Below are 24,760 nucleotides of genomic sequence, written 5' to 3' on the forward strand. Positions count from 1 at the left end.
CATGGACTGCCGCCCCGGCTGCGCCGCCTGCTGCATCGCACCGTCAATCTCCAGCCCGATTCCGGGCATGCCGCAGGGCAAGCCCGCCGGCGTACGCTGCATCCAGCTCGACGCAGCCGATCGCTGCAAACTCTTCGGCTCGCCCGACAGGCCGCGCGTTTGCGGCAGCCTTCCGCCCGAACCCGAGATGTGCGGCGCCAACCGCGACGGCGCGATCCGCTGGCTGACCGAGCTTGAACGGCAGACTTCGGCCACCGCACGCTGAAGTTTTGCCGCACCGCAACACTCCGCCCTTATAATCAGGCTCCCATCCCGTTCGACTGAAGCCACTTCATATGGATATCCAGCTCCTCTTTACCGCGGCCATCCTCGGCATCATTGAGGGCCTGACCGAGTTCCTGCCGGTATCCTCGACGGGGCACCTGATCATCGTCGGCGACCTGCTCGGCTACACCGACGACACCAGCAAGGTGTTCAAGATCGTCATCCAGTTCGCTGCCATCCTGGCCGTATGCTGGGATTACCGCGAACGCCTGATCAAGGTGGCATCGGGCCTCACGACCGAACCCGCCTCCCAGCGCTTCGTCGGCATGCTGTTTGTCGCGTTTCTGCCGGCAGCGGTCCTCGGGCTGATGTTTCACTCCACGATCAAGAGCCTGCTGTTCAACCCGCTGACGGTCGCCACGGCGCTGGTGGTTGGCGGCTTCATCATTCTTTATGTCGAGAAGCGGGCCTACCATCCGCGCGTCGAAACCGTGGATGCGATGAGCTGGGGCGATGCGCTCAAGGTCGGCTTCGCTCAGGCGCTGGCCATGATTCCGGGCACGTCGCGTTCGGGCTCGACCATCATGGGCGGCCTGATCTTCGGCCTGTCGCGCAAGGCGGCAGCCGAGTTCTCGTTCTTCCTCGCCATCCCTACCATGTTCGCGGCCACAGTCTATGACCTGTACAAGAACTGGTCCCTGCTGCGACTCGAGGATGTCCCCGTGTTCGCCGTCGGCTCCATCGCCTCCTTCGTGGCCGCGATGTGGGCGGTTAAGAGCTTCATCCGCTTCATCTCCAATCACACCTTCATTGTCTTTGCCTGGTATCGCATCGTTTTCGGCCTGATCGTGCTGGCCACCTGGCAACTCGATCTCGTGTCCTGGAGCGAGCCCTGATCGAAACGCCTCTTAACGGCGCCCCCGACGGCAGGCTAAACTGGCCTGCCGTAAACGTCATAGCGCCACGATGATCATCTACCTGCACGGTTTTCGCTCTGCCCCGGCATCGATCAAGGCACAGGCGCTCCGGCACCACATGTCTGGACGCGGCCTGGGCGATGCCTTCTGGTGCGAACAATTGCCGGTATCGGCGCGGGAAGCGATTGCGCTGATCGAAGCGCAGATTTCAAGGGCTCAGCGCGATTCGCGCGGCATCCCGCCGACCGTCGTCGGCAGCTCGCTTGGCGGCTATTACGCGACCTGGCTGGCAGAGCGGCACGGACTGCGTGCAGTCGTGGTCAACCCGGCAGTGATCGCCCCACTCTCGCTTGAGGCCTATATCGGCCGCCAGAGCAATCTGTACACCGACGAGCACTTCGACTTCACTCAGGCGCACATCGACGAGCTGCGCGAGATCGACGTGCCCGTCATCACCCGCCCCGAACGCTACTGGCTGCTGGCTGAAACCGGCGACGAGGTGCTCGACTACCGCCACGCCGTCAGCAAATACGTCGGCGCACGCCAGACCGTGCTGCCCGGCGGTGACCACGGCTTCTCGCGCTGGACCGATTACCTGGACGACGTCCTGCACTTTGCGGGGCTGGCATGAGCGGCGGCTTCGACACCCGGCGTTTCAAGGCCATGGAGCGCGCCGGCTTCAATCGCATCGCCGCCCGTTATGCAGACGGCGCCCATCTGCGCGCGGAGCTTGCGCACGCCCTGCTCGGGGCGGCGGCGCTGGCCCCCGGGCAGCGCGTGCTCGATCTCGCCAGCGGCCCCGGTCTGCTGGCGTCGGACGCAGCCCATCGTGTCCACCCGGGCGGCATGGTGCTCGCCACCGATATCGCCGAAGGCATGCTGGCCGAGGGTGCAAGGCGCATTTCGGGCAGTGGCATCGAACTGCTTTTCTCCGCAGCCGACGCCGAGCACCTGTGCCTGGCAGATGCCAGCGTCGACCGCGTCCTCGCCGGCCTGGCGCTGTTCATGTTTCCGCACCCCGAGCGCGCGCTGTCCGAGATGCATCGTGTGCTCGCACCCGGCGGCCGGGTGGCCCTGTCGGTCTGGGGCGAGCGCGACAGCGTGCCACTGATCGGCCGTGCCCAGGACTGCATCGCGCGCCTGCTCCCGCAACCCAAGGTCGCACGCCCTTCGGTATTCCGCTTTGGTGACCCGGGCGTACTCCAGGCCATCCTTGAGGATGCGGGCTTCACCGAGGTCAGCATCACCGCCTGCGACTTTACTTGCAGCTTCGACGATGCCGAGAGCTACTGGCAGGCCTTCCTCGATCTGGCTGGCGGTGCAGCCGAGGCGCTCTCGCGTCTGCCGGAAGCCACCCAGCAGGCGCTGCGCAACGAGGTCGCGGCCGACCTTGCGCAACATCCGCGTGCAGACGGTCGTCCCGGCTGCACCGTTCCCGCACGCGCACTGATCGCGACCGCAGTACGCAAGCCCTGACCCCACCCTGCGATGACCACCCCAACTGCCGAAGTCGCAGCCGAGTTGCGGCGCGGCACCCTTGCCGCCCTCCTCGCCTTCACCATCTGGGGGCTGATGCCCCTGTATTTTCGAGCGGTGGGCGAGGTACAGCCCTTTGAGATCGTTGCGCACAGAGTCCTGTGGTCGCTGGTATTTCTCGCAGTCCTGATCGCCTTCGTGCCCGGCGCCAGTCGTTTCAGCACGGTCGCCATGGTGCTGCGTCAGCCGCGGCTGACGGCCATGCTCGCCCTCACCGCCTCACTCACGGGCAGCAACTGGCTGGTGTTCGTGTGGTCGGTCGACGCCGGACGACTGATCGAGGCCAGCCTCGGCTACTTCATCAACCCGCTGGTCAGCGTGCTGCTTGGCCGCCTGTTCCTGGGCGAGCAGCTGCGTCCCTTGCAGAAACTGGCGGTCGCGATTGCTGCCGGCGGCGTGTGCTGGCGCATCTGGCAAGTGGGCGATCTGCCCTGGATCGCGCTTTTCCTCGCCGGTACCTTCGGGCTGTACGGTCTGCTGCGAAAACGCATGCCGGTCGATGCCGTCGGCGGGCTGTTCATCGAGACCCTGGTGACCGCGCCGATCGCCGTGGCCTGGCTGCTGTGGCTCAGCAACCAGGGCGAACTCAGTTTTGGCACCTCGCTGCACCTCGACCTGCTACTGCCGCTGGCTGGGGTGTTCACCGCGATCCCGCTGATGCTGTTCGCGGTCGGCGCCAGACGCCTGCCTTTGGCCACCCTCGGCTTCCTCCAGTACCTGGCCCCCAGCCTCAACTTCCTGATTGCGGTGCTGCTGTTTCGAGAGCCCTTCGACCACGGACAGCTCATCGGTTTCCTGATGATCTGGGCTGCGCTCGCGATCTACACCGTCGACATGCTGCGCCACACCGGCGACCGCCGCCGGAAGCAATGAAGGTTTAGGGCCTGAGGGCCGAATCCAGTAAACTGTATGGCTTGCTCAATTGCTGGCGGTCGCTGATGTTTGTGCTGTTTGAAGAGGACGGGGCTTTCAAGGCTGGAACAATCCTCGCTGATAACGATGCCTCGCTGCAGGTGGAAAATACCCATGGCAAGCGGCTCAAGATCAAGCGGGCGAATGTCCTGCTCAACTTTCGCGAGCCTGCGCCGGCGGACCTGCTGAGCCGCGCCGAAAGCGCGGCCGAAGAACTCGACACCGAATTCCTTTGGGAGGTATGCGGTGACGATGAGTTCGGCTTTGCCGAGTTCGCCGCCGAATACTATGGTCACACACCCAGCCCGGTAGAGTCCGCTGCGGTGCTGCTGCGCCTGCATTCGGCGCCGATCTGGTTTCATCGCAAGGGCAAGGGGCGGTTTCGCAAGGCCCCGGCCGAGATCCTGCAGGCCGCACTCGCCGGCATGGAGAAAAAGCGCCTGCAGGCGCTTGCCATCGACAAGATGCGCGACGAACTGGTCGAAGGCCGCCTGCCGGCCGAGTTCGAGGGCATGCTGCCGCAGATCCTCTACCGCCCCGACCGCAACCGCAGCGAGGTCAAGGCGCTCGAGGCCGCCTGCGTCGACACCGGCCTCAGTGCCGCCCGCCTGCTGCTCAAGTGCGGCGCGCTGTCCTCGAGCTACGAGTATCACTACAACCGCTTCCTGTTCGAGCAGTTCCCGGACGGTGTGCATTTCCCCGAGATCGACCCGCTGACGGTTCCCACCGGGCTGCCGCGTGCGGACGTCGCAGCGTTCTCGATCGACGACGCCACCACCACCGAGATCGACGACGCCTTCTCGGTCACGCCAAGGCTCGAGGGCGGCTGGCGCGTGGGCATCCATATCGCCGCGCCGGCGCTGGGCTTCAGCCGCGGCTCGAAGCTCGACGCCATCGCCCGTCAGCGCCTCTCCACCGTCTATATGCCGGGCAACAAGATCACCATGCTGCCCGATGAAGTGGTCGAGACCTTCACGCTGGCCGCTGGCCGCGAGTGCCCGGCCATTTCGCTCTATCTGGATGTCAGGTCCGATCTCACCATCACCGCCCACGAAAGCCGGGTGGAGATCGTACCCATCGTCGCCAACCTGCGTCACCACGACATCGAACCGGTGTTCAACGAGGACACGATTCACGATGGCGGCCCCGACTTCCAGTGGAAGCGCGAGCTGACCCTGCTGTGGGACCTTGCGACGATTCTCGAGGCCGGACGCGGCAAGCCTTCCGCACATAACAACCAGGTCGACAACAACTTCTACGTCGACTGGCAGCAGCAAACGGAAGACGGCCCCGGCTACATCACCATTGGCCAGCGCCTGCGTGGCTCGCCGATGGACAAGCTGGTCGCCGAAATGATGATTCTGGCCAACAGCACGTGGGGCAAACTGCTCGACGAAGCCGGCGTGCCCGGTCTGTACCGCGCCCAGGGTGGCGGCAAGGTGCGCATGACCACCGTCGCCGCACCGCATGAAGGCCTTGGGGTCGATTGCTATGCCTGGTCGAGCTCGCCGCTGCGTCGCTACGTCGACATGGTGAACCAGTGGCAGATCATTGCCGTGCTGACCGGCACCGAGGCGCCCTTCGCCCCCAAGTCCACCGATCTGATGGCGACCCTGCGCGACTTCGAGGGTACCTACGCGGAGTACAACGAGTTCCAGCGCCGCATGGAGCGCTACTGGTGCCTGCGCTGGTTGCGTCAGGCAAAACCGGAGGCGGTCGAAGCCAAGGTCATGCGCGACAATCTCGTGCGCCTCGAAGCGATCCCGCTGATCCTCAAGGTGCCCTCGCTGCCGCCGCAGCTGCCGGGCTCACGCGTACGCCTGATCATCGAAGGCAGCGATCTGGTCGACGTCGAAGTCAGTGCACGCTACCTCACCACCTTGTCCGAGCCGGATCCGGACCAAGAGGAAGAAGCCGAGTACTGAGTCGGCGCCCGCGCACCCATGGCCCAGCCCCCCTCCCTGTACATCGCCTCCATGGCGGCCGCTGCGAGGCATCGCAGCAATGCCATCCTCGCCCTCGGCTTTGCCCTGTCGCTCGTGCTGCACGGGCTGGTGCTGAGCATCGGCATCCGCATGCCGGACCCGAAGCCGGTGCGGGACGCCGGGCTGGAGGTGGTGCTGGTCAACGCCCGTCATGCCAGGCCGCCCGCCGAAGCACAGGTGCTCGCACAGGCCAACCTGGACGGCGGTGGCACCAGCGAAGAGAAGGTGAGACCAAAGTCGCCCTTGCCGCCGCAGGACGCGAGCAAGGACGGCAGCGCGCTGGTCGAGGCCAGACGACGCCAGCCACAGGAGCAGGTACGCCCCGAGCAGAAGGTCCTGACCCGCAAGGAAGCGCCCGCAGTCGTCGCCAGCGAGCGCCCGGTGGTCGAGAGCCCGACGACACCTGAGCTCGCCAGCGGACTGGACCTGCTCGACAGCGCGGCGGCGATTGCCCGCGTCGAGGCCCAGATCGACCGCACGCTGGAGGAATACTCGCAGCGCCCGCGCAAGCGCATCATTGGCGCACGGGCGCGCGAATACCGTTTCGCGCAGTACGTCGAGGACTGGCGGCTGAAGATCGAACGCATCGGCACCCTGAACTACCCGGAGGCTGCGCGCGGCAAACTCTACGGCAGCCTGCTGCTGTCGGTAACGATCCGCGCCGACGGCAGCCTCGAGCGGGTGCAGGTGCACCGGAGCTCAGGCCACAAGGTGCTGGACGACGCAGCCGTGCGCATCGTCAACATGGCCGCGCCTTATGCCCCGTTTCCGCCGGATATCCGCAAGGACACCGACATCCTTGAAATCTCCCGTACCTGGACCTTCACCAACAGGGACCAGGTGCGCGCCAACTGACGCAAACTGCCGCCAAACGAGCCCGACCATGGACCGCTACGCCGTAATCGGCCACCCGATCGCCCACAGCAAATCCCCCCGGATTCACGCTGCCTTCGCCCGCCAGACCGGCCAGCAACTCGAATACGAAGCGCTGCTCGCGCCGCTGGACGGCTTCGTCGACACGGTTACGCAGTTTCGCGAGGCGGGCGGGCGCGGGCTCAACGTCACCGTGCCCTTCAAGCTCGAGGCCTTCGCCTTGGCCAGTCGCCGTACCGATCGCGCCGCAACGGCCGGCGCCGTGAATACGCTGATGTTCGACGCCGACGGCATTCTCGGTGACAACACCGACGGCGCCGGACTGGTGCGCGATCTCGTCGCCAATCTGCAGTGCCCGCTGGCGCGACGGCGCGTGCTGCTGCTGGGCGCAGGGGGCGCAGCGCGCGGCGCATTGCTGCCCCTGCTGCAGGCCGGGCCAGCGAGCCTGACCCTGGCCAATCGCACCGAAGCGAAGGCACACGCGCTGACAGACGCCTTCCGGCAGTACGCAGCCGGCACCACCCTTCACGCGAGCACCTTCGCCGGGCTGGCCGGGCAGCAGTTCGACGTGGTCATCAACGCCACCTCGGCAAGCCTTTCAGCCGAGGCCCCGCCGCTTCCTGCCGGGATCTACGCGCCAGACGCACTGGCTTACGACATGATGTATGGCAGCAGCGAAACCGCCTATTTGCGCGCAGCGCGCGACGCCGGCGTGAAGCATCTCTCCGACGGACTTGGCATGCTGATCGAACAGGCCGCGGAAAGCTTTGCCCTGTGGCGCGGCGTCCGCCCGCACACCGCGCCGGTGCTGGCCGAACTGCGCCGCGAACTGGCTGCTGCATGAAGCAGCCCCTGCGCTGGGCCGGTCGCGGCCTGCTTGCCATCATTGCACTGCTGCTGCTCTGGCAGCTGTGGTTCTTCACCCATGTGGCGTGGTGGAGTCAGTTCGACCCGGGCAGCACGAGCTTCATGCGTTTGCGCCTGTCCGAGATGCACGAGACGAACCCCAAGGCCAGCTTGCGCCACACCTGGGTGCCTTACGAAAAGATCTCCTCCCATCTGAAACGTGCGGTGGTAGCAGCAGAGGATGACCGCTTCATCGACCATGAAGGCTTCGACTGGGTGGGCATCCAGCGTGCGCTGGAAAAGAACGAACGCAAGGGGCGCGCGGTCTCCGGCGGCTCGACCATCAGCCAGCAGCTGGCGAAGAACCTTTTCCTGTCACCATCGCGCAGCTACCTGCGCAAGGCGCAGGAGGCCGTGATCACGGTCATGATCGAGGCGTTGTGGAGCAAGCGTCGGATTCTCGAGGTCTATCTGAACGTCGTGGAGTGGGGCGACGGTGTGTTTGGCGCAGAAGCCGCCGCACAGCGCTATTTCGGCCTCTCGGCCGGTCGCCTTGGGCCGGCCGAAAGTGCCCGCCTCGCGGTCATGCTGCCCAACCCGCGCAAGTATGAGCGCAGCTTCGGACCCCGTCTCGCGGCGCATGCCGAGCGGATCCGGGCACGCATGGGGTATTCTCAGATCCCCTGAGAAGCGGCATCGAAGCGTGCTCAGGGGTTTTCGCACCCGGTAACGGATTCGGGGTCGCACGGCTGGCGCCAAGTCCGTAGAATCCGCGTTTCACCCATCCGTCCCCACCTGCCGCGCGATGAATACGGAACAGGAACTGCACCCCGACGATGTCCAGCAGCACCTGCGCGAAGTGCAGGCGCTACTCGCGCGCCAGAAGGTCGCGGAAGACCTCGTCCACCGTCAGGACATGCCGCGCCACGAACTGGTCGAGAACCTGGTGCACAAGCAGCACGAAGCCGCGCTGCGCAACAAGCTCGACACCCTGCACTCGGCCGACGTCGCCTACATTCTCGAAGCGCTGCCGCTCGAAGAGCGTCTCTACGTCTGGGATCTGGTCAAGGCCGAGCGCGACGGTGACATCCTGCTCGAAGTCTCGGACGCGGTCCGCGAGTCGCTGATCGAAACAATGGAACCGCACGAGCTCAAGGCCGCTGCGGAAACCCTGGATGCCGACGAGCTTGCCGACCTGGCGCCCGACCTTCCGCCCGAGATCATCCAGGACGTATACCAGTCGCTCGACACCGAAGGCCGCGAGCAGTTGCGGGCGGCGATGTCCTACCCGGAGGATTCAGTCGGCGCGCTGATGGACTTCGACATGGTGACGGTACGCGAGAACGTCACCCTCGAGGTGGTGCTGCGTTACCTGCGCCGCTTCGAGGAACTGCCCGACCACACCGACAAGCTGTTCGTGATCGACCGTGACGAGCATCTGATGGGCATCCTGTCGCTTGAGTCCCTTCTGATCAACGACCCCGAAAAGGAAGTCTCGGAGGTCATGCGCGACGAGACCGTGATCAGCTTCTCACCGGACGATCCAGCTGACGACGCGGCCCAGGCTTTCGAACGCTACGATCTCGTGTCCGCACCGGTCGTGGATCGTCAAAAGCGCGTGATCGGCCGTGTCACCGTCGCCGACGTGGTGGACTTCATTCGCGAGGAATCCGAGGCTGAAATTCTGAGCCATGCCGGTCTGCGCGAGGAAGAGGACATCTTTGCGTCAGTCTGGGACTCGGTGAAGAACCGCTGGGCCTGGCTGGCAGTGAATCTGGTCACTGCCTTCATCGCCTCACGCGTGATCGGCGCCTTTGAAGGCTCGATCGAGCGCCTGGTCGCACTGGCCGCACTGATGCCCATCGTCGCAGGCATCGGCGGCAACTCGGGCAACCAGACCATCACCATGATTGTGCGTGCCATCGCCATGGGTCAGGTCAAGCAAAGCGCGATGCAACGCCTGCTCAAGAAGGAACTCGGCGTTGCCCTGTTCAATGGCGTGGTGTGGGGCGGCCTGCTCGGCGTACTCACCTGGTGGCTGTATGGCAGCGCCTCGCTCGGCATGGTGATGACCGCCGCAATGACGCTCAACCTGCTGCTGGCCGCCTTCGCCGGCGTCACCATTCCGATGCTGCGTCAGCGCCTCGGTGGCGATCCGGCGATCGGCGGCTCGGTGATGATCACCGCGCTCACCGACTCGGGCGGCTTCTTCATCTTCCTCGGCCTGGCCACGCTGTTCCTGCTCTGAGAACCGGCGGCTACAGGCCGAAGGCGGACGCTGCGCCCAGCAAGGTGGCAATGCCGAGGATGGCGAAGATGGCGGCAGCAATGCCATGCACCAGACGCACCGGCATGCGGTCTGCGATCTTGCCGCCAAGAATCACCGCGGGAACGTTCGCAATCATCATGCCGACCGTCGTACCAGCAACCACAAGCGCAAGGCTCTGATACTGGGCTGCAAGCGCCACCGTTGCGATCTGCGTCTTGTCGCCCATCTCCGCGAGAAAGAAGGCAATCAGGGTCGTCCCGAAAGCGCCGAAGCGGGCGAGCTTGGCGTCCTCCTCATCGAACTTGTCGGGAATCAGGGTCCACACCGCCATCGCGAGGAAGGAAATGCCGAGTACCCAGCGCAGCGTATCCGGCCCCATCAGGGTGGTGACCCAGGCGCCAACGGCGCCGGCAAAGCCGTGGTTGGCCAGCGTTGCAATGAAGATTCCGGCGATGATGGGCCAAGGCTTGCGAAATTTTGCAGCGAGGATGAAGGCGAGCAGCTGGGTCTTGTCACCCACTTCTGCGAGGGCAACGATGCCGGTTGATACGAGGAATGCGTCCACAATCGGTCTCCTGGCCGGAAAAGACGAATGACCACTCACCTTTCCGGCCAAGTCCGAAGGTGGTGGTCAAAGGTCTTGCCAAGCTGGGAAACCGCCTGCGCCATGGCCGGACGGCCAAGTATGTTGACGCAGGCCCTTTCGTATGAAAGGAGGCTACTCCCCAATGACGGGACGGATTTTACGCAGAGACGGGCAAGCCGTCCATCCGTCCGGAGTCAATCTCAGCGCCACGATGCGAAAATTCGGCGCGCCGCCGCCACGGTCGCCGCAATTTCGGCCTCACCGTGCGCGGCGGAAACGAACCCGGCCTCGAACGCCGACGGCGCGAAGTAGTGGCCCTCGTCCAGCATCGCATGGAAGAAGCGGTTGAAGGCTTCGGTGTCGGACTTCATCACGTCCTTGAAGGAGGTGGGAACGGCGTCGCTGAAATACACCCCGAACATGCCGCCCACCGAGTCGGCGCTGAACACGACGCCTGCATCGCGCGCAGCTGCGCTCAGACCCGACACGAGTGCGGTGGTGCTGGCACCAAGGCGGTCGTAGAAGCCCGCCTCGCGCGTGAGGCGCAGCGACACCATACCCGCAGCCACTGCAACCGGACTGCCGGAGAGGGTGCCGGCCTGATAGACCGAGCCCAGCGGTGCGATCTTCTCCATGATGTCGCGGCGCCCGCCGAATGCGCCCACCGGCATGCCGCCGCCGATCACCTTGCCCAGCGTCGTGAGGTCGGGCGTGATGCCGAACAGACCCTGCACACCCTGCGGCCCGACACGGAAACCGGTCATCACCTCGTCGAAGATCAGCACGGTGCCGTACTCGGTACAGATGCGGCGCAGGCCTTCGAGGAAGCCGGGATTGGGTTTGATCAGGTTCATGTTGCCGGCCATCGGCTCGACGATGATCGCAGCGATCTCATCTCCCCGGGCCTTGAACACGGCCTCGATCTGCTCGAGGTCGTTGAAGTCGAGGACGATGGTGTGCTTGGCGAAGTCTTCCGGCACGCCGCCCGACGACGGGTTGCCGAAGGTCAGCAGACCGGAACCGGCCTTCACCAGCAGGCTGTCGGCATGACCGTGGTAGCAGCCCTCGAACTTGATGATCGCGTCACGACCGGTGAAGCCGCGTGCCAGCCGGATCGCGCTCATCGTCGCTTCAGTGCCGGAGCTGACCAGGCGCACCATTTCAACTGATGGCAGCATCTCGCAGATCAGCTCGGCCATCTCGACCTCGCTCTCGGTCGGTGCACCGAAGGACAGGCCCTTGAGCGCCGCCTCACGCACGGCTTCGATGATGGCCGGATGCGCATGACCGGTGATGGCCGGGCCCCACGAACCCACGTAGTCGATGTAGCACTTGCCATCGGCATCCCACACCCGCGCACCCTCGGCGCGATCGATGAAGCGCGGCGTACCGCCGACCGAACGGAAAGCACGGACGGGCGAGTTGACGCCACCGGGGATGGTGCGCTGGGCACGCTCGAAGAGCGCTTGGTTTCGGCTAGTCATGGCAGGATCTTCTTACTTGGGCACGGAATCCGTGATTGTCGCCCGCCAGCGCCTGCCGGGTCCACCCGTGACATCAAAACCGGACACTGCGCGCGAAAAATTCAGGTGCGGTCAGTGCTCAGGCAAAGCAGGCGGCGAAATCGCGCGCGCGGGCAGCCGGATCCGGGGCCCCGAAAACATCGCTGATCACCGCCGGATAGCCGGCGCCCGCCGCGATGACTTCGGCCACGTTGTCGAGCGTGATGCCGCCGATTGCAGCCACCGGTACGCGCAGTTCGCGCCGCGCGCGCGCCAGCAACTCGAACGGGGCATGCACCGCATGCGGCTTGGTCGGCGACACGAATACGGCCCCGAAGGCCACGTAGTCCGCACCGGCCGCAACGCCAGCCTGCGCCCTCGCCCATTCGTTGTAGCAGGTGACGCCGATGATGCGGTTCGCGCCCAGCGCCAGCCGCGCCTGCGCGGGATCGCCGTCGTCTCGGCCCAGATGCACACCATCTGCATCGATCGCCTGCGCCAGCTCGAGATCGTCATTGACCACCAGCGGCACACCCGCCTGCCGGCACAAGGCCAGCACCGCCTCGGCCTGCGTCCTGCGCAAGGCGGCGGACGCCAGCTTGCTGCGGTACTGCATCAACGCCGGGCGTCCGCGCAGCACCTGTTCAACCAGCGCCAGCAGACGCGCGCTGTCGGCTTCGTCCGGCGTCACCGCATAGAGCCCCGGCGCGGGCATGATGCCTGCAGTCTCAGTCATCCGCTTCGCCCTTGCCACGTGCCCAGAAAAACCGGTCCGGGATCGCCCGCCCCATGCCCGGAAGGTAGGCATGGCGCAAGGCCTGCTGGGTGAACTCCTGCGCTTCACGCACCGCCTCGGGCATCGCCATGCCGTGTGCCAGCCCGGCCGATGCCGCGGCGGCCATGGTGGCACCGGCCCCGAGATAACGCCCGGGGAGGCGCTCCCAGGCGTCGGTACGAATCACGCCCTGTTCGCCAACCAGCATGTTCACAACTTGCGGGCCATGGTCGCCCCCGCCGGTCAGCAGTACGTACTCGACCCCCAGTTCGAGCAGGCGGGCCACGGCCTCTTCGGGCGAAAGCGGCTCCTCGCCGTCCTCGTCGATATCGAAGCCGGCGAGGCGAAGCACCTCGTGCCGGCTCGCCACCAGCAGGGTGGTCTGCGGCAGGATCAGTTCGGCCAGTACCGCCACGAGGTCGTCGTCCGCAGCCTGATCGACACTGGTGTACAGGGCAGGCTCGACGACGAGCGGGATATCGGGATAGTCGGACAGGATTTCGGCGGCGGTCGCCGTGTTCTCGACACTTCCGCAGAAACCGAACTTGAACGCATGGACCGGAATGTCCTCAAGCACGGTGCGCACCTGGGCCGCAAGCACGTCCGGCTCGATGGCGATGCAGTCGTCCACGCCACGGGTGTCGCGCACGACCATTGCGGTCTGCACTGCCAGCGGATGGCAGCCCATGCTGGCAAGAGTCAGGATGTCCGACGGCAGGCCGCCCCCGCCGGTGGCATCGGCGGCAGACAGACAGAGCACGACGGGAGGTACATCGGGAATCGCAACAGGCATTGGGGTCGTGCGCCTGACATGGCGCATCCATTGAAATACGGTAAGATTAACCGCATTTTACTGCCATTCCTCTCCGCCTCTGCCATGTCCGATCAGCCCTTCAAGACCTATATGTGCCTCATTTGCGGCTTCATCTACGACGAGGCCGCCGGCTTGCCGGACGAAGGCATTGCGCCGGGCACCCGCTGGGAAGACGTTCCGCCGAACTGGACCTGTCCGGAATGCGAAGCCCGCAAGGAAGACTTCGAGCTCATCGAAATATGACAAGTGATGTGCTGCGACATGTCTTTTGGAGTATGCTTCCGGCCAACCGAATTTTGATCGCAGTCACGCAAGCCTCTTCGCTGCGTCACCGAGGACATTCTGCATGGACCTGAGCGGACTCAAGGTGATGGTCATCGACGACAGCAATACCATTCGTCGTAGTGCCGAAATTTTTCTGAGCCAGGCGGGCTGCCAAGTGCTGCTGGCCGAGGACGGGTTCGACGCACTGTCCAAGATCACCGACCACCACCCCGATGTCATATTCGTCGACATCATGATGCCTCGCCTTGACGGCTATCAGACCTGCGCGCTGATCAAGAAGAACCCGCGCCTCTCATCCACGCCCGTCATCATGCTGTCGTCCAAGGACGGACTGTTCGACCGTGCGCGTGGCCGCATGGTTGGGTCGGACGAATACCTGACCAAACCATTCACCAAGGACAGCCTGATCAAGGCGGTGGCCGTGCACGCCAGCAATCGCCCCCGCTGATTCTCTCGATGGAAACGCTCCATGCCGATCAAGAAGATACTCGTCGTTGATGATTCACCCACCGAGCGCCTCGCGCTCTCGCAAGTGCTGAGCAAGAACGGCTATGACGTCGTGACTGCCGAAAGCGGCGAGGAGGCGATCACCAAGAGCCGCAGCGAGAAGCCCGACCTCATCCTCATGGACGTGGTCATGCCCGGCATGAACGGTTACCAGGCGACCCGCACCATCTCGCGCACCGATGAGACCCGCAGCATCCCGATCATCATGTGCACGAGCAAGGGACTGGAAACCGACAAGATCTGGGGCATGCGCCAGGGCGCCTACGACTACATGGTGAAGCCGGTAGAGCACGACGCACTGCTCGCGCGCATCAAGAGCATCGGCTGATCCATCATGTCCAGACGGATCAGCCTGCGCGAATTCCAGGAAAACCTCGCGCATCGCCTGGCCGAAGCGCAGACCGGCGAACGCCGTGGCCTGCTCGGCGTGCAGGCAGGCAACGAGAACTGGCTCCTCAACCTCGCCGAAACCGGCGAGATCCTGGCACCGCCGCCGCTTGCCCATGTTCCGCTGACCCGCGAGTGGTATCGCGGACTGGCCAATGTGCGTGGCACCCTGTTCGGCGTCATCGACTTTTCGAGCTTTCACGGCGGCGTGCCAATCGTTGCAGGCGGTCACGCGCGCCTGCTGCTGGTCGGCGCCAAGCATGGCGTGCATAGTTCGCTGCTCGTCACCCGGGTACTGGGACTGCGCAGCGAAGAGGATTTCGAGGCCGATCACGGGCCTCCAGACGCGCGCCCCTGGGTCAGCAAGCGCATGCGTGACATGCAGGACCACCCCTGGCTCAAACTGGATATTCCGCAACTGCTCGCGCAGGGTGCGTTTCTCGACGCCGGGGCAGACTGACCCGGGCGCCTCATCATCACTCAAAGCTTAATTCAGACAGCGGCGGAGCACGGCACATGGCATTCAAGCTCTCCTTAGGCAAGGACAAGGCTTCCGGGCACGATACGGCGTCCGACACCACGATCATGGAAAACTACAATCAACCTGCACCGGCCTCCGCCGGCGCCAAGGCCGATGGCAACGAGCGCCCGGTCAGCAGCAGGATACGCAGCCTCGGCTTCGTCTTCGGCGCACTCGTCGTCGCCACGGTCGGCCTGGTGATCTACCAGAACCAGCAAACCGGAAACGCAACCCGGCAGGTTGCGGCCGCCGGTGAAATGCAGACCCTGTCCCAGCAGATCGCGAAGTCCGCCCAGCTCGCCCTTCAGGGCAATGCGGCCGCCTTTGCCGAACTCAAGCGCGGCAGCAGCCGCTTCGCCACCCTCGCGCTCGCGCTCGATCAGGGCGGCGAGCTCGAAGGCGCCGCGTTCCCGGCCGCAAGCGGCGATGCGCGCACCCAGCTCGACGCGGTCAAGGAGAGCTGGGCCAAAATGGAAAGGGATGCGCAGCAGCTGATCGGCCAGGAGCAGACCCTGCTGACGCTCAATGCTGCGGTGGAAACGATCAACAAGGGCAACGACGCGCTGCTTGACCTCACCGAGCAGATTGCTGCGCTCAAGCTGCAGTCCGGCGCCAGCCCCACCGACATCGCCACCGCCAACCGGGCGGTGATGCTGACCCAGCGCATCGCCAAGAACGTCAACGCGTTGCGCGTGGCCGATGCCATCGACCCCGAGATTGCGTTCCTGCTGGGCAAGGACACCAACACCTTCCGCGAACAGCTCGCTGCCATGGAGCAGATGGGCGGCGACAGCGAAGTCCGCACGCGCATACGGCAACTGCTCGCCAGCTCGAAGGAAACCCAGGAAGCCGTCGGCAACGTACTCGGCAACATCCAGCTTCTGGTGCAGGCCAAGCAGGCAGGCAGCCGGCTGTTCGACGACTCGTCGGCGCTGCTCGCACGCAGCACCGAGCTGAGCGAAGCGTTCAACAGCGCCGTGCGCGGTTTCAACCCGCTGTCCGCCCTGATCGCCCTGACCGCACTTGCAGCGCTCGCAGCCATCGGCATGATGGCCAAGATCTACAACGACGACGTCTCTCAGCGCCGCGCCGACGCCGAGCGCATGCGGGTGAGCGCCGAGGACGAGCGCAACCTCACGCAGCAGGCCATTCTGCGCCTCATGAACGAGATGGGCGACCTCGCCGACGGTGACCTCACCATCCGCGCCACGGTATCGGAGGACATCACCGGCGCCATTGCCGACTCGGTCAACTACACCATTGAAGAACTCTCGGTGCTGGTGCGACGCATCAACGACGCAGCCAGCCGGGTGACGACCGCCACCCAGGCCGCACAGCAGACGTCGAACGAACTGCTCGACGCAACCGAGCGCCAGACGCGCGAGATCGAAGAGGCCGGTGCCACCGTACAACGCATGGCACAGTCGATGACCGAATCGTCCGAGCGCGCGCTGGAATCCGCACAGGTCGCCCGCCGCTCGCTGGACTCTGCGCGCAAGGGCGCCGACGCGGTGGAGAACACCATCCGCGGCATGAACGCCATCCGTGACAAGATTCAGGAAACCTCCAAGCGGATCAAGCGCCTGGGTGAGTCGTCGCAGGAGATTGGCGAGATCGTCGAGCTGATTTCCGACATTACCGAACAGACCAACGTGCTCGCGCTCAACGCCGCCATTCAGGCCGCTTCGGCCGGCGAGGCGGGACGCGGATTCACCGTCGTCGCAGAAGAAGTGCAGCGACTGGCTGAGCGCTCGGCCGAAGCAACCAAGCAGATCTCGGCTATTGTGAAAACGATTCAGACCGACACGCAGGATGCAGTGGGCGCAATGGAAAACGCGACCCGCGACGTGGTCGAAGGGGCTCAGCTGTCCGATGCAGCCGGTCAGGCGCTGGCCGAGATCGGTCAGGTGTCGATGGACGCCGCACAGCGAATCGAACAGATTTCCACCGACACCCAGGATCAAGCCGCAACCGCTGGCCGGGTGGCAGGAACGATGAAGGAAATTCTCGCCATTACCGAGCAGACGACCCGCGGCACGAAGCAGACTGCAGTCTCGATCGGGCAGCTGGCCGACCTCGCAGTCGAGCTCAAGGGCTCTGTCTCCGGCTTCAAGGTCTAAGCACGAGAACCCATTCATGACGCAAGCCAAGGAACTGGATCTGGGTCCGCTGACCTGGGTCAAGAGCGAAATCGATCTGGCCCTCGCCCGCGCTGCAGAAAGCCTGGGCGAAGCAAGTCGCGCAAGCGATGCGGCTGCCCGCATCCAGTTCGCGCAGACCCACCTGCACCAGGTCCGCGGCGCGCTGTCCATCGTCGGCCTTGACGGGCTGACCCAGTTTGCAACCGGCGTCGACCAGCTGTTCGGCGACATGAGCCGCGGCGACGCGGTGATTGACGACAACAGCATCGAGCTGGTCAGTCGCGCACTCTCGAGCATCGGCAACTATCTCGAGGAGCTCGCACACGGCACGCCGGACCAGCCCCTCCGTCTGCTGCCGCTCTACCGCGAGATCGTCGCTGCACGCGGCCTGGAGGCACCCTCTGCTGCAGACCTGTTCTTCCCCGATACCAGCCTCCGCGCGCCGCGGCGTCAGTCGTCCGCACCGCTCGCGCCGGAGGCCCTGCAGCCCGCCATCCGCGGCCTGCGAGCCCGCTTTCAGCGCGGCCTGCTCGAATGGCTCAAGAACCCAACGACCGATAACGGCCCAGAATCGATGCGTGCCGCACTCGACGAGCTCGAGACAATCGAACCGAGTGCGCCGGCACGCGCGCTGTGGTGGGTTGGTCAGGCCATGGTCGGCACCCTGGGTACCACGCCGGAATCGGACAGGATCGAGGTCAAACGCCTGCTGTCCCGGCTGGAAGCGCAGTTGCGCCGCGCAGGTGACGGTCCGCAACCCGTACCCGAGCGCCTGTTGCGCGAAATGCTATATCAGGTGGCGACGCAGCCGGCCCTCACCAGTGTTCAGCAGGCCGTCCGTGACAACTGGCAGCTCGACGCCATGCTGCCCGAACCGGGCGCGCGCGTCAGCGAACTGCCGCTGGCCCCCTTGCTGCAGGATCTTCGCGGCCGCCTCTCCGAGCTCAAGGAAGAATGGGACGCCTTCAGCGCCGGCACCGCGATTGCGCTGCAACGTTTCGAGACCGCACTCGACGAGTTCTCCGCCCCGGTCAGCCGGCTCGGCCGCCCTGCGGTAGACCGTCTGATTGGCGGCATCCGTCAGTTCACCGCCTGGCTGCGCAAGGACCCGCTGCATTTCTCCGAGGCGATCGCCATCGAGATGGCGACGGCCCTGCTGCTGACGGAAGCCGCACTCGACCGCAGCGTGCCCGACGCCGGCTTCTCCGAGCAGGTCAAGGAAGCCATCGAACGGCTCGACGCGCTCAGCAGAGGCGAGCAGGTTGAGGCGGTCGACAGCTCCCCCGGCCTCGAAGCGGCGCGACGCGCGCAGGAAAAAGAAGCACTCGGGCATGTCTCGCGCGAGATCCTGTCCAGCCTGGCCAACATCGAACAGACACTGGACGACTTCTTCCGCGATCAGCACAAGCGCGCTCCGCTGGCCCAGCTTTCGGGCCCGCTGCACCAGATTGAGGGCGCCCTGTCCCTGCTCGGCGAAAGCGATGCCATCGAACTGGTGCACGCGGCAGGCGAGACCATTGCCGGCTTTGCCGAAGACGACAGCCCGGCCGACAGCGCAGCATTCGAAGCCCTCGCCCATCAGTTGTCGGCACTGGGCTTTTTCGTGCAGTCGCTGCAGCACGGCAAGTCCACGCTGCAGCAGTTCCTGAACGGCGACGCGACCCCCTCCCCGGCACAGGCTGACGAGGCAGTCGTCCCCGCGCAGCCCGCCGACGCCGGCACTGCCGCAGCCGACGCACACGTTGCCGAGGCGGCCGACGAGGCGGCACCCGACACCGGGACGCTGGTCCCCGAGGGTGCAGGCGTCGCAGGAATCGCTCCCGAGGACGCCGAGCTAGAAGAGATCGACCTCAAAGACACCGGCCCTGACGACGCAGACGCCATGGCGGCTGCGAGCGCGGAAGAGACGCACGAGGATCAGCCCCCTGCCGCGCCGGCCATCCCGCAGGTTGCGGACAATACCCGCCGCCTGATGGAGTCGAGCGACGAGGAAATCGACGCCGAGCTGCTGTGCATCTTCATCGAAGAGGCATACGAAGTGCTGGCAACCGTTGCCGAACAGCTGGAGCTGTCGCGCACCGAGCCCGCAAACGGCGAATGCCTGACCGCAATCCGTCGCGGTTTCCACACCCTCAAGGGCAGCGGCCGGATGGTCGGGCTGCATGATTTCGGTGAAGCTGCCTGGGCGCTTGAACAAACCCTCAATCGCTGGCTCCAGCTCGAGTGGCCACCCACATCCGCGCTGCACCACCTGATCAACGAGGCCCACCAGCACTTTTCGGCCTGGGTGGTGCAGCTTGAAAGCGGCGGCTCGCAGCATCGCGATGTGTCGGCCCTGCTCGCCGAGGCCAGACGCCTCAACGAGAGCGACGAACCGGCACAGGAATCGGCCGTCGGACAGGCGGAGCCCCGTGCACCGACCGCGGATGCCGCGGACGCAGCAGACATCATCGAAACCACGCTCGACTTCGACCTCACGCTGTCCGAGGACGGCGAGGTCCTGCCCTTCGCTGGCGATGTCGAGGTGTCCGGTTTCCTGCCGGAAGAAACCTCGCTTGAGGACTTCCCCCTCATCGACGAAGACAGCGGAATCGAGCTCGCGCATGATGCGTCGGACACGATCGGCGCCTCATCCGAAGAGCAGGCGCCGCCGACAGGCGAGGACGCCGACCAGGGCGACGCACTGGATCTCGAGCTTTCGGAAGTCGAAGAACTCGACTTCGAGGCAACCCCCGCACCGGAACCGGGGGAAGAACCGGCCGACGCCGACACCCCGCTCGACCTGCTGCAGATCACCGCGCTCGACGAAACCTGGATGCCGCCCGAAGAGGTGCTCGAACCGGCGACCGAAGTGTCGCCTGTCGAACCATCCGACACCACCGAAAGCCCCTCCGATCTGCTGCAGATCACTGCCCTTGATGAATCGTGGCTGCCAGCCGAAGAGGTGGACGCGCCCGCCGGCGCTGGCGACACCCCGGACTGGGCAAGCACAGACGCGACCGAACCTGTGCCCGACGATCACGGCGCCAGCCCACAGGACGAATCCGCGAACTACCCCGACGAGGCTGGCATCGAGCCCGCCGAGGGCCAGGCGGACGCCCTGGCCGAAGCCGGCATGGACACCGACGCCATCGGGCTCGACGCGGAGGAAGCGACAGACCTACCGGCTGAGGCACCCGCAGCCGTTGAGCCTGAGCCTGAGCCTGAGCCTGAGCCTGAGCCTGAGCCTGAGCCTGCAGAGTTTGCTCCGGCCACACCGATTGCCGAAGAGGAAGCGGTGGGCGAGACCGTGTCGGAGCGCGAAGCGCAGCAGGACGCCGACTTCGTCCGCATCGACGATGTCGAGATCTCCCGCCCGCTTTACGATCTGTATGTGGCGGAAGCCCGCCATCACATCGCCACCCTGCACCAGGAGTTCGCGCGTCTCAAGGCCAACCCGACGCTTCAGCTGCCCGAGGTCGCGCTGCGCGCCGCACACACCTTTGCCGGCATTTCGGGGACGGCCCGCATCGATCCGCTCCACGCCCTGGCGCGCGCACTCGAACATGCCGAACAACGTCTGCGAGACCAGTCCGCGGCCCCTTCAGCCGATGATCTGGCGCTGTTCAGAACCAGCGTCGACACGCTGGAGGCCATGCTCGCAGAGGTCGTCAACAAACGCATGCCGCTTGAGGTGCGCGACCTGGTCGAGCAGCTTGAGCACGCGTGCCGTCACCCCAACGCCCCCGGCCGGAGCATCGCACCCGAGGCGGCTCCGGCTGCCGCGAGCCCCGCACCGGCACAGATACCGGAGGATGTCCCGGCAACGCGCGTCAGCGATGAGATCGACGAGCAGTTGCTGCCGATTTTCCTCGATGAAGCCGGCGAACTGCTCAGCGAGCTGCACGCCGTGCTGCGTACCTGGCAGACCGATGCCAGCAATGCCGATTACCCGAAGAGCGTTGCGCGCCTGCTCCACACCCTGAAGGGCAGCGCCCGCATGGCGGGTGCAATGCTGCTCGGCGAGCAGATTCACCAGCTCGAATCGCGTCTAGAAACATCGCTCAAGAGCGGCCGCGAGATGCCGGCCCTGATCGAGGAGCTGGTCACCAGCCTCGACCATACCGAACAGATGATCGACGGTCTGGCGAGCGGCGAAACAGCCCAGGCGCCCGAAACACCCGAGACGCAGAAAACCGCCGCCGACACAGGCCCGGCAGTCAGCATCGACACCACTCCGGGCGAGGCCGACAGCGCCGCGGCGTCCGGCACCCTGAGGGTGCGTGCCGAACTGGTTGACCGCTTCGTGAACGAGGCCGGCGAGATCGGGGTTGCCCGCACCCGTATCGAGGGCGAGCTGCGTAACCTGCGCCGTTCGATGCTGGACCTGACCGAAAACGTCATTCGCCTGCGCAACCAGTTGCGCGAGGTCGAGATTCAGGCCGACGTCCAGATGCAGTCGCGCATGGCGCAGGCGGAATCCCGACACACCGAGTTCGACCCCCTCGAGATGGACCGCTACACCCGGCTGCAGGAACTCACCCGGATGATGGCCGAGAGCGTCAACGACGTCACGACGGTACAGCAGAGTCTGCTGAAGAACCTCGACGGCGCCGACATCGCCCTGCACAGCCAGGCCCGCATGTCGCGGGAGTTGCAGCAGGCCCTGATGCAGGTCCGCATGGTGCCCTTCGACAGCCTCGCCGACCGCCTCTACCGCATCGTGCGCAAGGGCACCAAGGAGCTGGGCAAGCGCGCCAACCTCGACCTTCGCGGCGGCCGCATTGAAGTCGACCGCAGCGTGCTCGAACACATGGTGGCACCGCTCGAGCACCTGTTGCGCAACTCGCTCGCCCACGGCATCGAGGCCCCCGAGCAGAGACGCGCCGCCGGCAAGCCCGAGATCGGTCAGATCACCCTCAGCGTCAGCCAGGAAGGCAACGAAATCGTGCTAGAGCTTGCCGACGACGGCGCCGGTCTCGACTTCGAACGCATCGCGGCGAGGGCGCGCGCCAACGGCTTGCTGGCAGCGGACGAAACCACCGACGAGCGTCGCCTGACGAACCTGATCTTCGTGCCCGGCTTCTCCACCGCAGGCACCGTGTCGGCAGTCTCGGGGCGCGGCGTCGGCATGGACGTGGTGAAGGCCGAGACCGCAGCGGTCGGCGGCCGCATCGACGTCAGCAGCGCGCCGGATGCCGGCACCGTGTTCCGCATCTACCTGCCATTGACGCTGGCCGTCACCCAGGCCCTGCTGGTACGCGCAGCGGGACGCCATTTCGCGATTCCGTCGAGCATGGTGGCCCAGGTCATGGAGCTCAAGGCCGATGCACTCGAACGCCTGTGCAAGGACGGCGGCACCGACTGGATGGGGCAGCACTATGCGTACCGCTATCTGCCGCGTCTGCTCGGCGACCCGGTCAGCCAGCCCGAAGTCCAGCGCTACAACTGGGTGCTGTTGCTGCGCGCCGGCGCACAGACGCTTGCGCTGCATGTCGACGCCCTGCGTGGCAACCAGGAAATCATCGTCAAGAACGCCGGCCCGCAGCTCACCCGCATCGTGGGCATGTCGGGCGCGACGGTGCTTGGCGACGGCGAGATCGTGCTGATCCTGAACCCGGTCGCGCTGGCCAGTCGCGGCCTGAGCGGCAATGATGTCGTTGCGGTGACGGACGCACATGAACTGCCGCCCCAGCCCGCCGCCGAGCCACTGCATGTCCCGACGGTGATGGTGGTCGACGATTCACTCACCGTGCGCAAGATTACCGGCCGCCTGCTCGAACGTGAGGGTTACCGCGTCATCACTGCCAAGGATGGCGTGGACGCCCTGGAGGCCCTGATCGAGACGGTGCCGGACGTCATGCTGTGCGACATCGAGATGCCGCGCATGGACGGCTTCGACCTGGTGCGTAACGTCCGCGCGGACGCACGCACGAAAGACGTGCCGGTCATCATGATCACCTCGCGGCTGGCCGACAAACATCGCAGCTACGCGATGGAAGTCGGCGCCAACCACTACCTTGGCAAGCCCTATCAGGAAGAGGAGTTGCTCGCGCTCATCGCGGGCTACGCGCGACGCAACTGAGCGGCCCCGGGGCCGGCCGCGACAGGGCCTTGCCCCGTTTTCAGCCGCCCTTGACGACGCCGAACCGCGCCAGGGTGCGCGCTCGCGCGCTGGCGTGATCGACGACAGCGGCCGGGTAGTCGGTGCCGATCCTGACGCCCGCGGCGGACTGGTCGATGCCGCCCATCGTCCACGGCGCATGGACAAACTTGTTCGGCACCCGTTCAAGCTCAGGCACGTAGCGACGAATGAAGCGCCCCTCGGGATCGAATTTCTCCGATTGCGTCACCGGGTTGAAGATGCGGAAGTAGGGCTGCGCATCGCAACCGGTCGACGCCGCCCACTGCCAGCCGCCGTTGTTTGCGGCCAGATCGAAGTCGATCAGGTGGTCGGCGAAATAACGCTCGCCCAGACGCCAGTCGACACCGAGATCCTTGGTCAGGAAGGAGGCCACGATCATCCGCAGGCGGTTGTGCATGTAGCCGGTCTGGTTGATCTGGCGCATCGCCGCATCCACCAGCGGGTAGCCCGTACGGGCTTCACACCAGGCGGCGAACAGCTCGGGCGCGTCGTCCCACTGCACACGCGCGTACTCGGGCTTGAAGGTGGTCTCCACCACGCGCGGGTGGTGCCACAGGATCATGTGGTAGAAGTCGCGCCACACCAGTTCGCTGAGCCAGGTTTCCGCCCCCTCCCCGCCATGCTGCCAGGCATAGGCCACCAGCTCGCGTATCGACACCGTGCCGAAACGCAGGTGGGTGGACAGATACGAAACGCCCTTCACTGCAGGAAAGTCACGCGTCCGCTTGTAGCGGTCGATGCGGCCCTTGAAGGCCTCGAACAGCACACGCCCGCCCGTCACCCCCAGCGGCATGCGCAGCTCGGCGAGATTTCCCGCGCCGAAGCCGAGCTCGTCGAGCGCCGGAATACGCTCACCCTCCGGCTTCGGCGCAAGTGCGCCAGCGTGCTTTTCCACCGGATATGCCTGGACGAAAAAGCTGTCGAGCTTCTTCAGCCAGGCATTGCGGTAGGGTGTGAATACGCTGAAGGGCGCGTTGCCCTGGGTCAGCACCTCGTCACGCTCGAAGATCACCTGATCCTTGAAATCGACGAAGCCGATGCCGTCCGCCGCCAGCGCCTCGGCCACCCTGCTGTCACGCGTGATCGCCGCCGGTTCGTAGTCCCGGTTGGTGCACACCTGATCGACACCGAGCGCCCGCGCGAGGCGCGGGATCTCCTCGACAGCCCTGCCATGGCGTACGATCAGACCCGCGCCCCGGCCACCCGTCGCACGCGCCAGGGCGTCGAGTGCGGCATCGAGCTCGGTCACCGCATGATGGATGAAGCCGACCCGGCGATCCTCCCTCGAGGGCAGTGCATCGAGAATGTCGCGGTCGAACACGAACACGCAATGGACCTTCTGTGCATGACGCAGGGCGTGATGCAGGGCCGCATGATCGAAGTGGCGCAGATCACGGCGAAACCAGACAAGTGCAGCATGCATGAGATCGAACATCCGGGATGAACAAGGGCCTGGTAAGAGCGCAGGTCGACCGATGAGGTTCCCCGCGCAAGCCGCCCAGTGTCGGCGTAAAATA

21 protein-coding genes and 1 riboswitch are annotated in these 24,760 nt (G+C 65.4%); of the genes, 16 read left to right on the forward strand and 5 right to left on the reverse strand.

Features of this window, described 5'->3' with window-relative positions; all coding sequences use genetic code 11:
* The first annotated feature begins 1 nt into the window (after nt 1).
* The 10 genes from CEW83_RS13210 (at nt 2) to mgtE (ending at nt 9,581) form a co-directional block, all read left to right on the forward strand.
* Nucleotides 2-265 carry a YkgJ family cysteine cluster protein gene (locus tag CEW83_RS13210; protein ID WP_108949759.1) on the forward strand — a complete coding sequence of 88 codons (264 nt, stop codon included), beginning with the start codon at nt 2-4 and terminating at the stop codon, nt 263-265.
* A 70-nt stretch (nt 266-335) separates the two neighbouring features.
* Nucleotides 336-1,160, forward strand: a complete 825-nt coding sequence (locus CEW83_RS13215; RefSeq protein ID WP_108949760.1) for an undecaprenyl-diphosphate phosphatase — start codon at nt 336-338, stop codon at nt 1,158-1,160.
* Between the two features lie 70 nt (nt 1,161-1,230).
* Nucleotides 1,231-1,812: a YqiA/YcfP family alpha/beta fold hydrolase gene (locus CEW83_RS13220; protein ID WP_108949761.1), complete on the forward strand. Its 582-nt coding sequence runs from the start codon at nt 1,231-1,233 to the stop codon at nt 1,810-1,812.
* Complete coding sequence (locus CEW83_RS13225; protein ID WP_108949762.1) at nt 1,809-2,657, forward strand: class I SAM-dependent methyltransferase; 849 nt, start codon at nt 1,809-1,811, stop codon at nt 2,655-2,657. Before CEW83_RS13220 ends, CEW83_RS13225 begins: the two co-directional genes overlap by 4 nt.
* A gap of 12 nt (nt 2,658-2,669) precedes the next feature.
* Nucleotides 2,670-3,590, forward strand: coding sequence for an EamA family transporter RarD (gene rarD / locus CEW83_RS13230; protein WP_108949763.1), 921 nt, complete (start codon nt 2,670-2,672; stop codon nt 3,588-3,590).
* Between the two features lie 65 nt (nt 3,591-3,655).
* On the forward strand, nt 3,656-5,554 hold the full coding sequence (locus CEW83_RS13235) for a ribonuclease catalytic domain-containing protein (protein WP_108949764.1): 1,899 nt from the start codon (nt 3,656-3,658) through the stop codon (nt 5,552-5,554).
* Nucleotides 5,555-5,572: 18 nt separating this feature from the next.
* Nucleotides 5,573-6,469 carry an energy transducer TonB gene (locus tag CEW83_RS13240; protein WP_108949765.1) on the forward strand — a complete coding sequence of 299 codons (897 nt, stop codon included), beginning with the start codon at nt 5,573-5,575 and terminating at the stop codon, nt 6,467-6,469.
* A gap of 28 nt (nt 6,470-6,497) precedes the next feature.
* On the forward strand, nt 6,498-7,331 hold the full coding sequence (aroE, locus tag CEW83_RS13245; protein WP_108949766.1) for a shikimate dehydrogenase: 834 nt from the start codon (nt 6,498-6,500) through the stop codon (nt 7,329-7,331).
* Nucleotides 7,328-8,020, forward strand: coding sequence for a monofunctional biosynthetic peptidoglycan transglycosylase (gene mtgA / locus CEW83_RS13250; protein WP_108949767.1), 693 nt, complete (start codon nt 7,328-7,330; stop codon nt 8,018-8,020). The genes aroE and mtgA overlap by 4 nt, the downstream gene beginning before the upstream one ends.
* A 118-nt stretch (nt 8,021-8,138) precedes the next feature.
* On the forward strand, nt 8,139-9,581 hold the full coding sequence (mgtE, locus tag CEW83_RS13255) for a magnesium transporter (protein WP_108949768.1): 1,443 nt from the start codon (nt 8,139-8,141) through the stop codon (nt 9,579-9,581).
* A gap of 10 nt (nt 9,582-9,591) precedes the next feature.
* Here mgtE and CEW83_RS13260 read toward each other — a convergent pair whose 3' ends face one another.
* From CEW83_RS13260 to thiD, 4 genes are all read right to left on the reverse strand, one after another.
* Nucleotides 9,592-10,167 carry a TMEM165/GDT1 family protein gene (locus CEW83_RS13260; RefSeq protein ID WP_108949769.1) on the reverse strand — a complete coding sequence of 192 codons (576 nt, stop codon included), beginning with the start codon at nt 10,165-10,167 and terminating at the stop codon, nt 9,592-9,594.
* Nucleotides 10,168-10,171: 4 nt separating this feature from the next.
* Nucleotides 10,172-10,341, reverse strand: a riboswitch (yybP-ykoY riboswitch).
* Nucleotides 10,342-10,388: 47 nt separating this feature from the next.
* Nucleotides 10,389-11,672, reverse strand: a complete 1,284-nt coding sequence (gene hemL / locus CEW83_RS13265; RefSeq protein ID WP_108949770.1) for a glutamate-1-semialdehyde 2,1-aminomutase — start codon at nt 11,670-11,672, stop codon at nt 10,389-10,391.
* A 118-nt stretch (nt 11,673-11,790) separates the two neighbouring features.
* Nucleotides 11,791-12,426, reverse strand: coding sequence for a thiamine phosphate synthase (gene thiE, locus CEW83_RS13270; RefSeq protein WP_234418817.1), 636 nt, complete (start codon nt 12,424-12,426; stop codon nt 11,791-11,793).
* The gene (gene thiD, locus CEW83_RS13275) at nt 12,419-13,258 is read right to left on the reverse strand and encodes a bifunctional hydroxymethylpyrimidine kinase/phosphomethylpyrimidine kinase (protein ID WP_108949771.1); all 840 of its coding nucleotides are present in this window, start codon (nt 13,256-13,258) and stop codon (nt 12,419-12,421) included. The genes thiE and thiD overlap by 8 nt, the downstream gene beginning before the upstream one ends.
* 111 nt (nt 13,259-13,369) lie before the next feature.
* On the opposite strand from thiD, the gene CEW83_RS13280 reads away from it, so the two are divergent.
* The 6 genes from CEW83_RS13280 to CEW83_RS13305 all read left to right on the forward strand — a co-directional run bounded on the left by CEW83_RS13280 (nt 13,370) and on the right by CEW83_RS13305 (nt 23,183).
* On the forward strand, nt 13,370-13,522 hold the full coding sequence (locus tag CEW83_RS13280; RefSeq protein ID WP_269807785.1) for a rubredoxin: 153 nt from the start codon (nt 13,370-13,372) through the stop codon (nt 13,520-13,522).
* 103 nt (nt 13,523-13,625) lie between these two features.
* Nucleotides 13,626-14,012: a twitching motility response regulator PilG gene (gene pilG, locus CEW83_RS13285; RefSeq protein WP_108949773.1), complete on the forward strand. Its 387-nt coding sequence runs from the start codon at nt 13,626-13,628 to the stop codon at nt 14,010-14,012.
* A gap of 21 nt (nt 14,013-14,033) precedes the next feature.
* Nucleotides 14,034-14,399, forward strand: a complete 366-nt coding sequence (locus CEW83_RS13290; RefSeq protein WP_108949774.1) for a response regulator — start codon at nt 14,034-14,036, stop codon at nt 14,397-14,399.
* A 6-nt stretch (nt 14,400-14,405) separates the two neighbouring features.
* On the forward strand, nt 14,406-14,918 hold the full coding sequence (locus CEW83_RS13295; RefSeq protein WP_108949775.1) for a chemotaxis protein CheW: 513 nt from the start codon (nt 14,406-14,408) through the stop codon (nt 14,916-14,918).
* 56 nt (nt 14,919-14,974) lie between these two features.
* Nucleotides 14,975-17,098, forward strand: coding sequence for a methyl-accepting chemotaxis protein (locus CEW83_RS13300; protein WP_108949776.1), 2,124 nt, complete (start codon nt 14,975-14,977; stop codon nt 17,096-17,098).
* 16 nt (nt 17,099-17,114) lie between these two features.
* Nucleotides 17,115-23,183, forward strand: a complete 6,069-nt coding sequence (locus tag CEW83_RS13305; protein WP_108949777.1) for an Hpt domain-containing protein — start codon at nt 17,115-17,117, stop codon at nt 23,181-23,183.
* Between the two features lie 40 nt (nt 23,184-23,223).
* Here CEW83_RS13305 and CEW83_RS13310 read toward each other — a convergent pair whose 3' ends face one another.
* A complete protein-coding gene (locus tag CEW83_RS13310) occupies nt 23,224-24,666 on the reverse strand; it encodes a cryptochrome/photolyase family protein (RefSeq protein ID WP_108951399.1) in 1,443 nt (480 codons plus the stop codon).
* Nucleotides 24,667-24,760: the final 94 nt, after the last annotated feature.

This window comes from Parazoarcus communis (genome assembly GCF_003111645.1).
Classification (GTDB): domain Bacteria; phylum Pseudomonadota; class Gammaproteobacteria; order Burkholderiales; family Rhodocyclaceae; genus Parazoarcus; species Parazoarcus communis_A.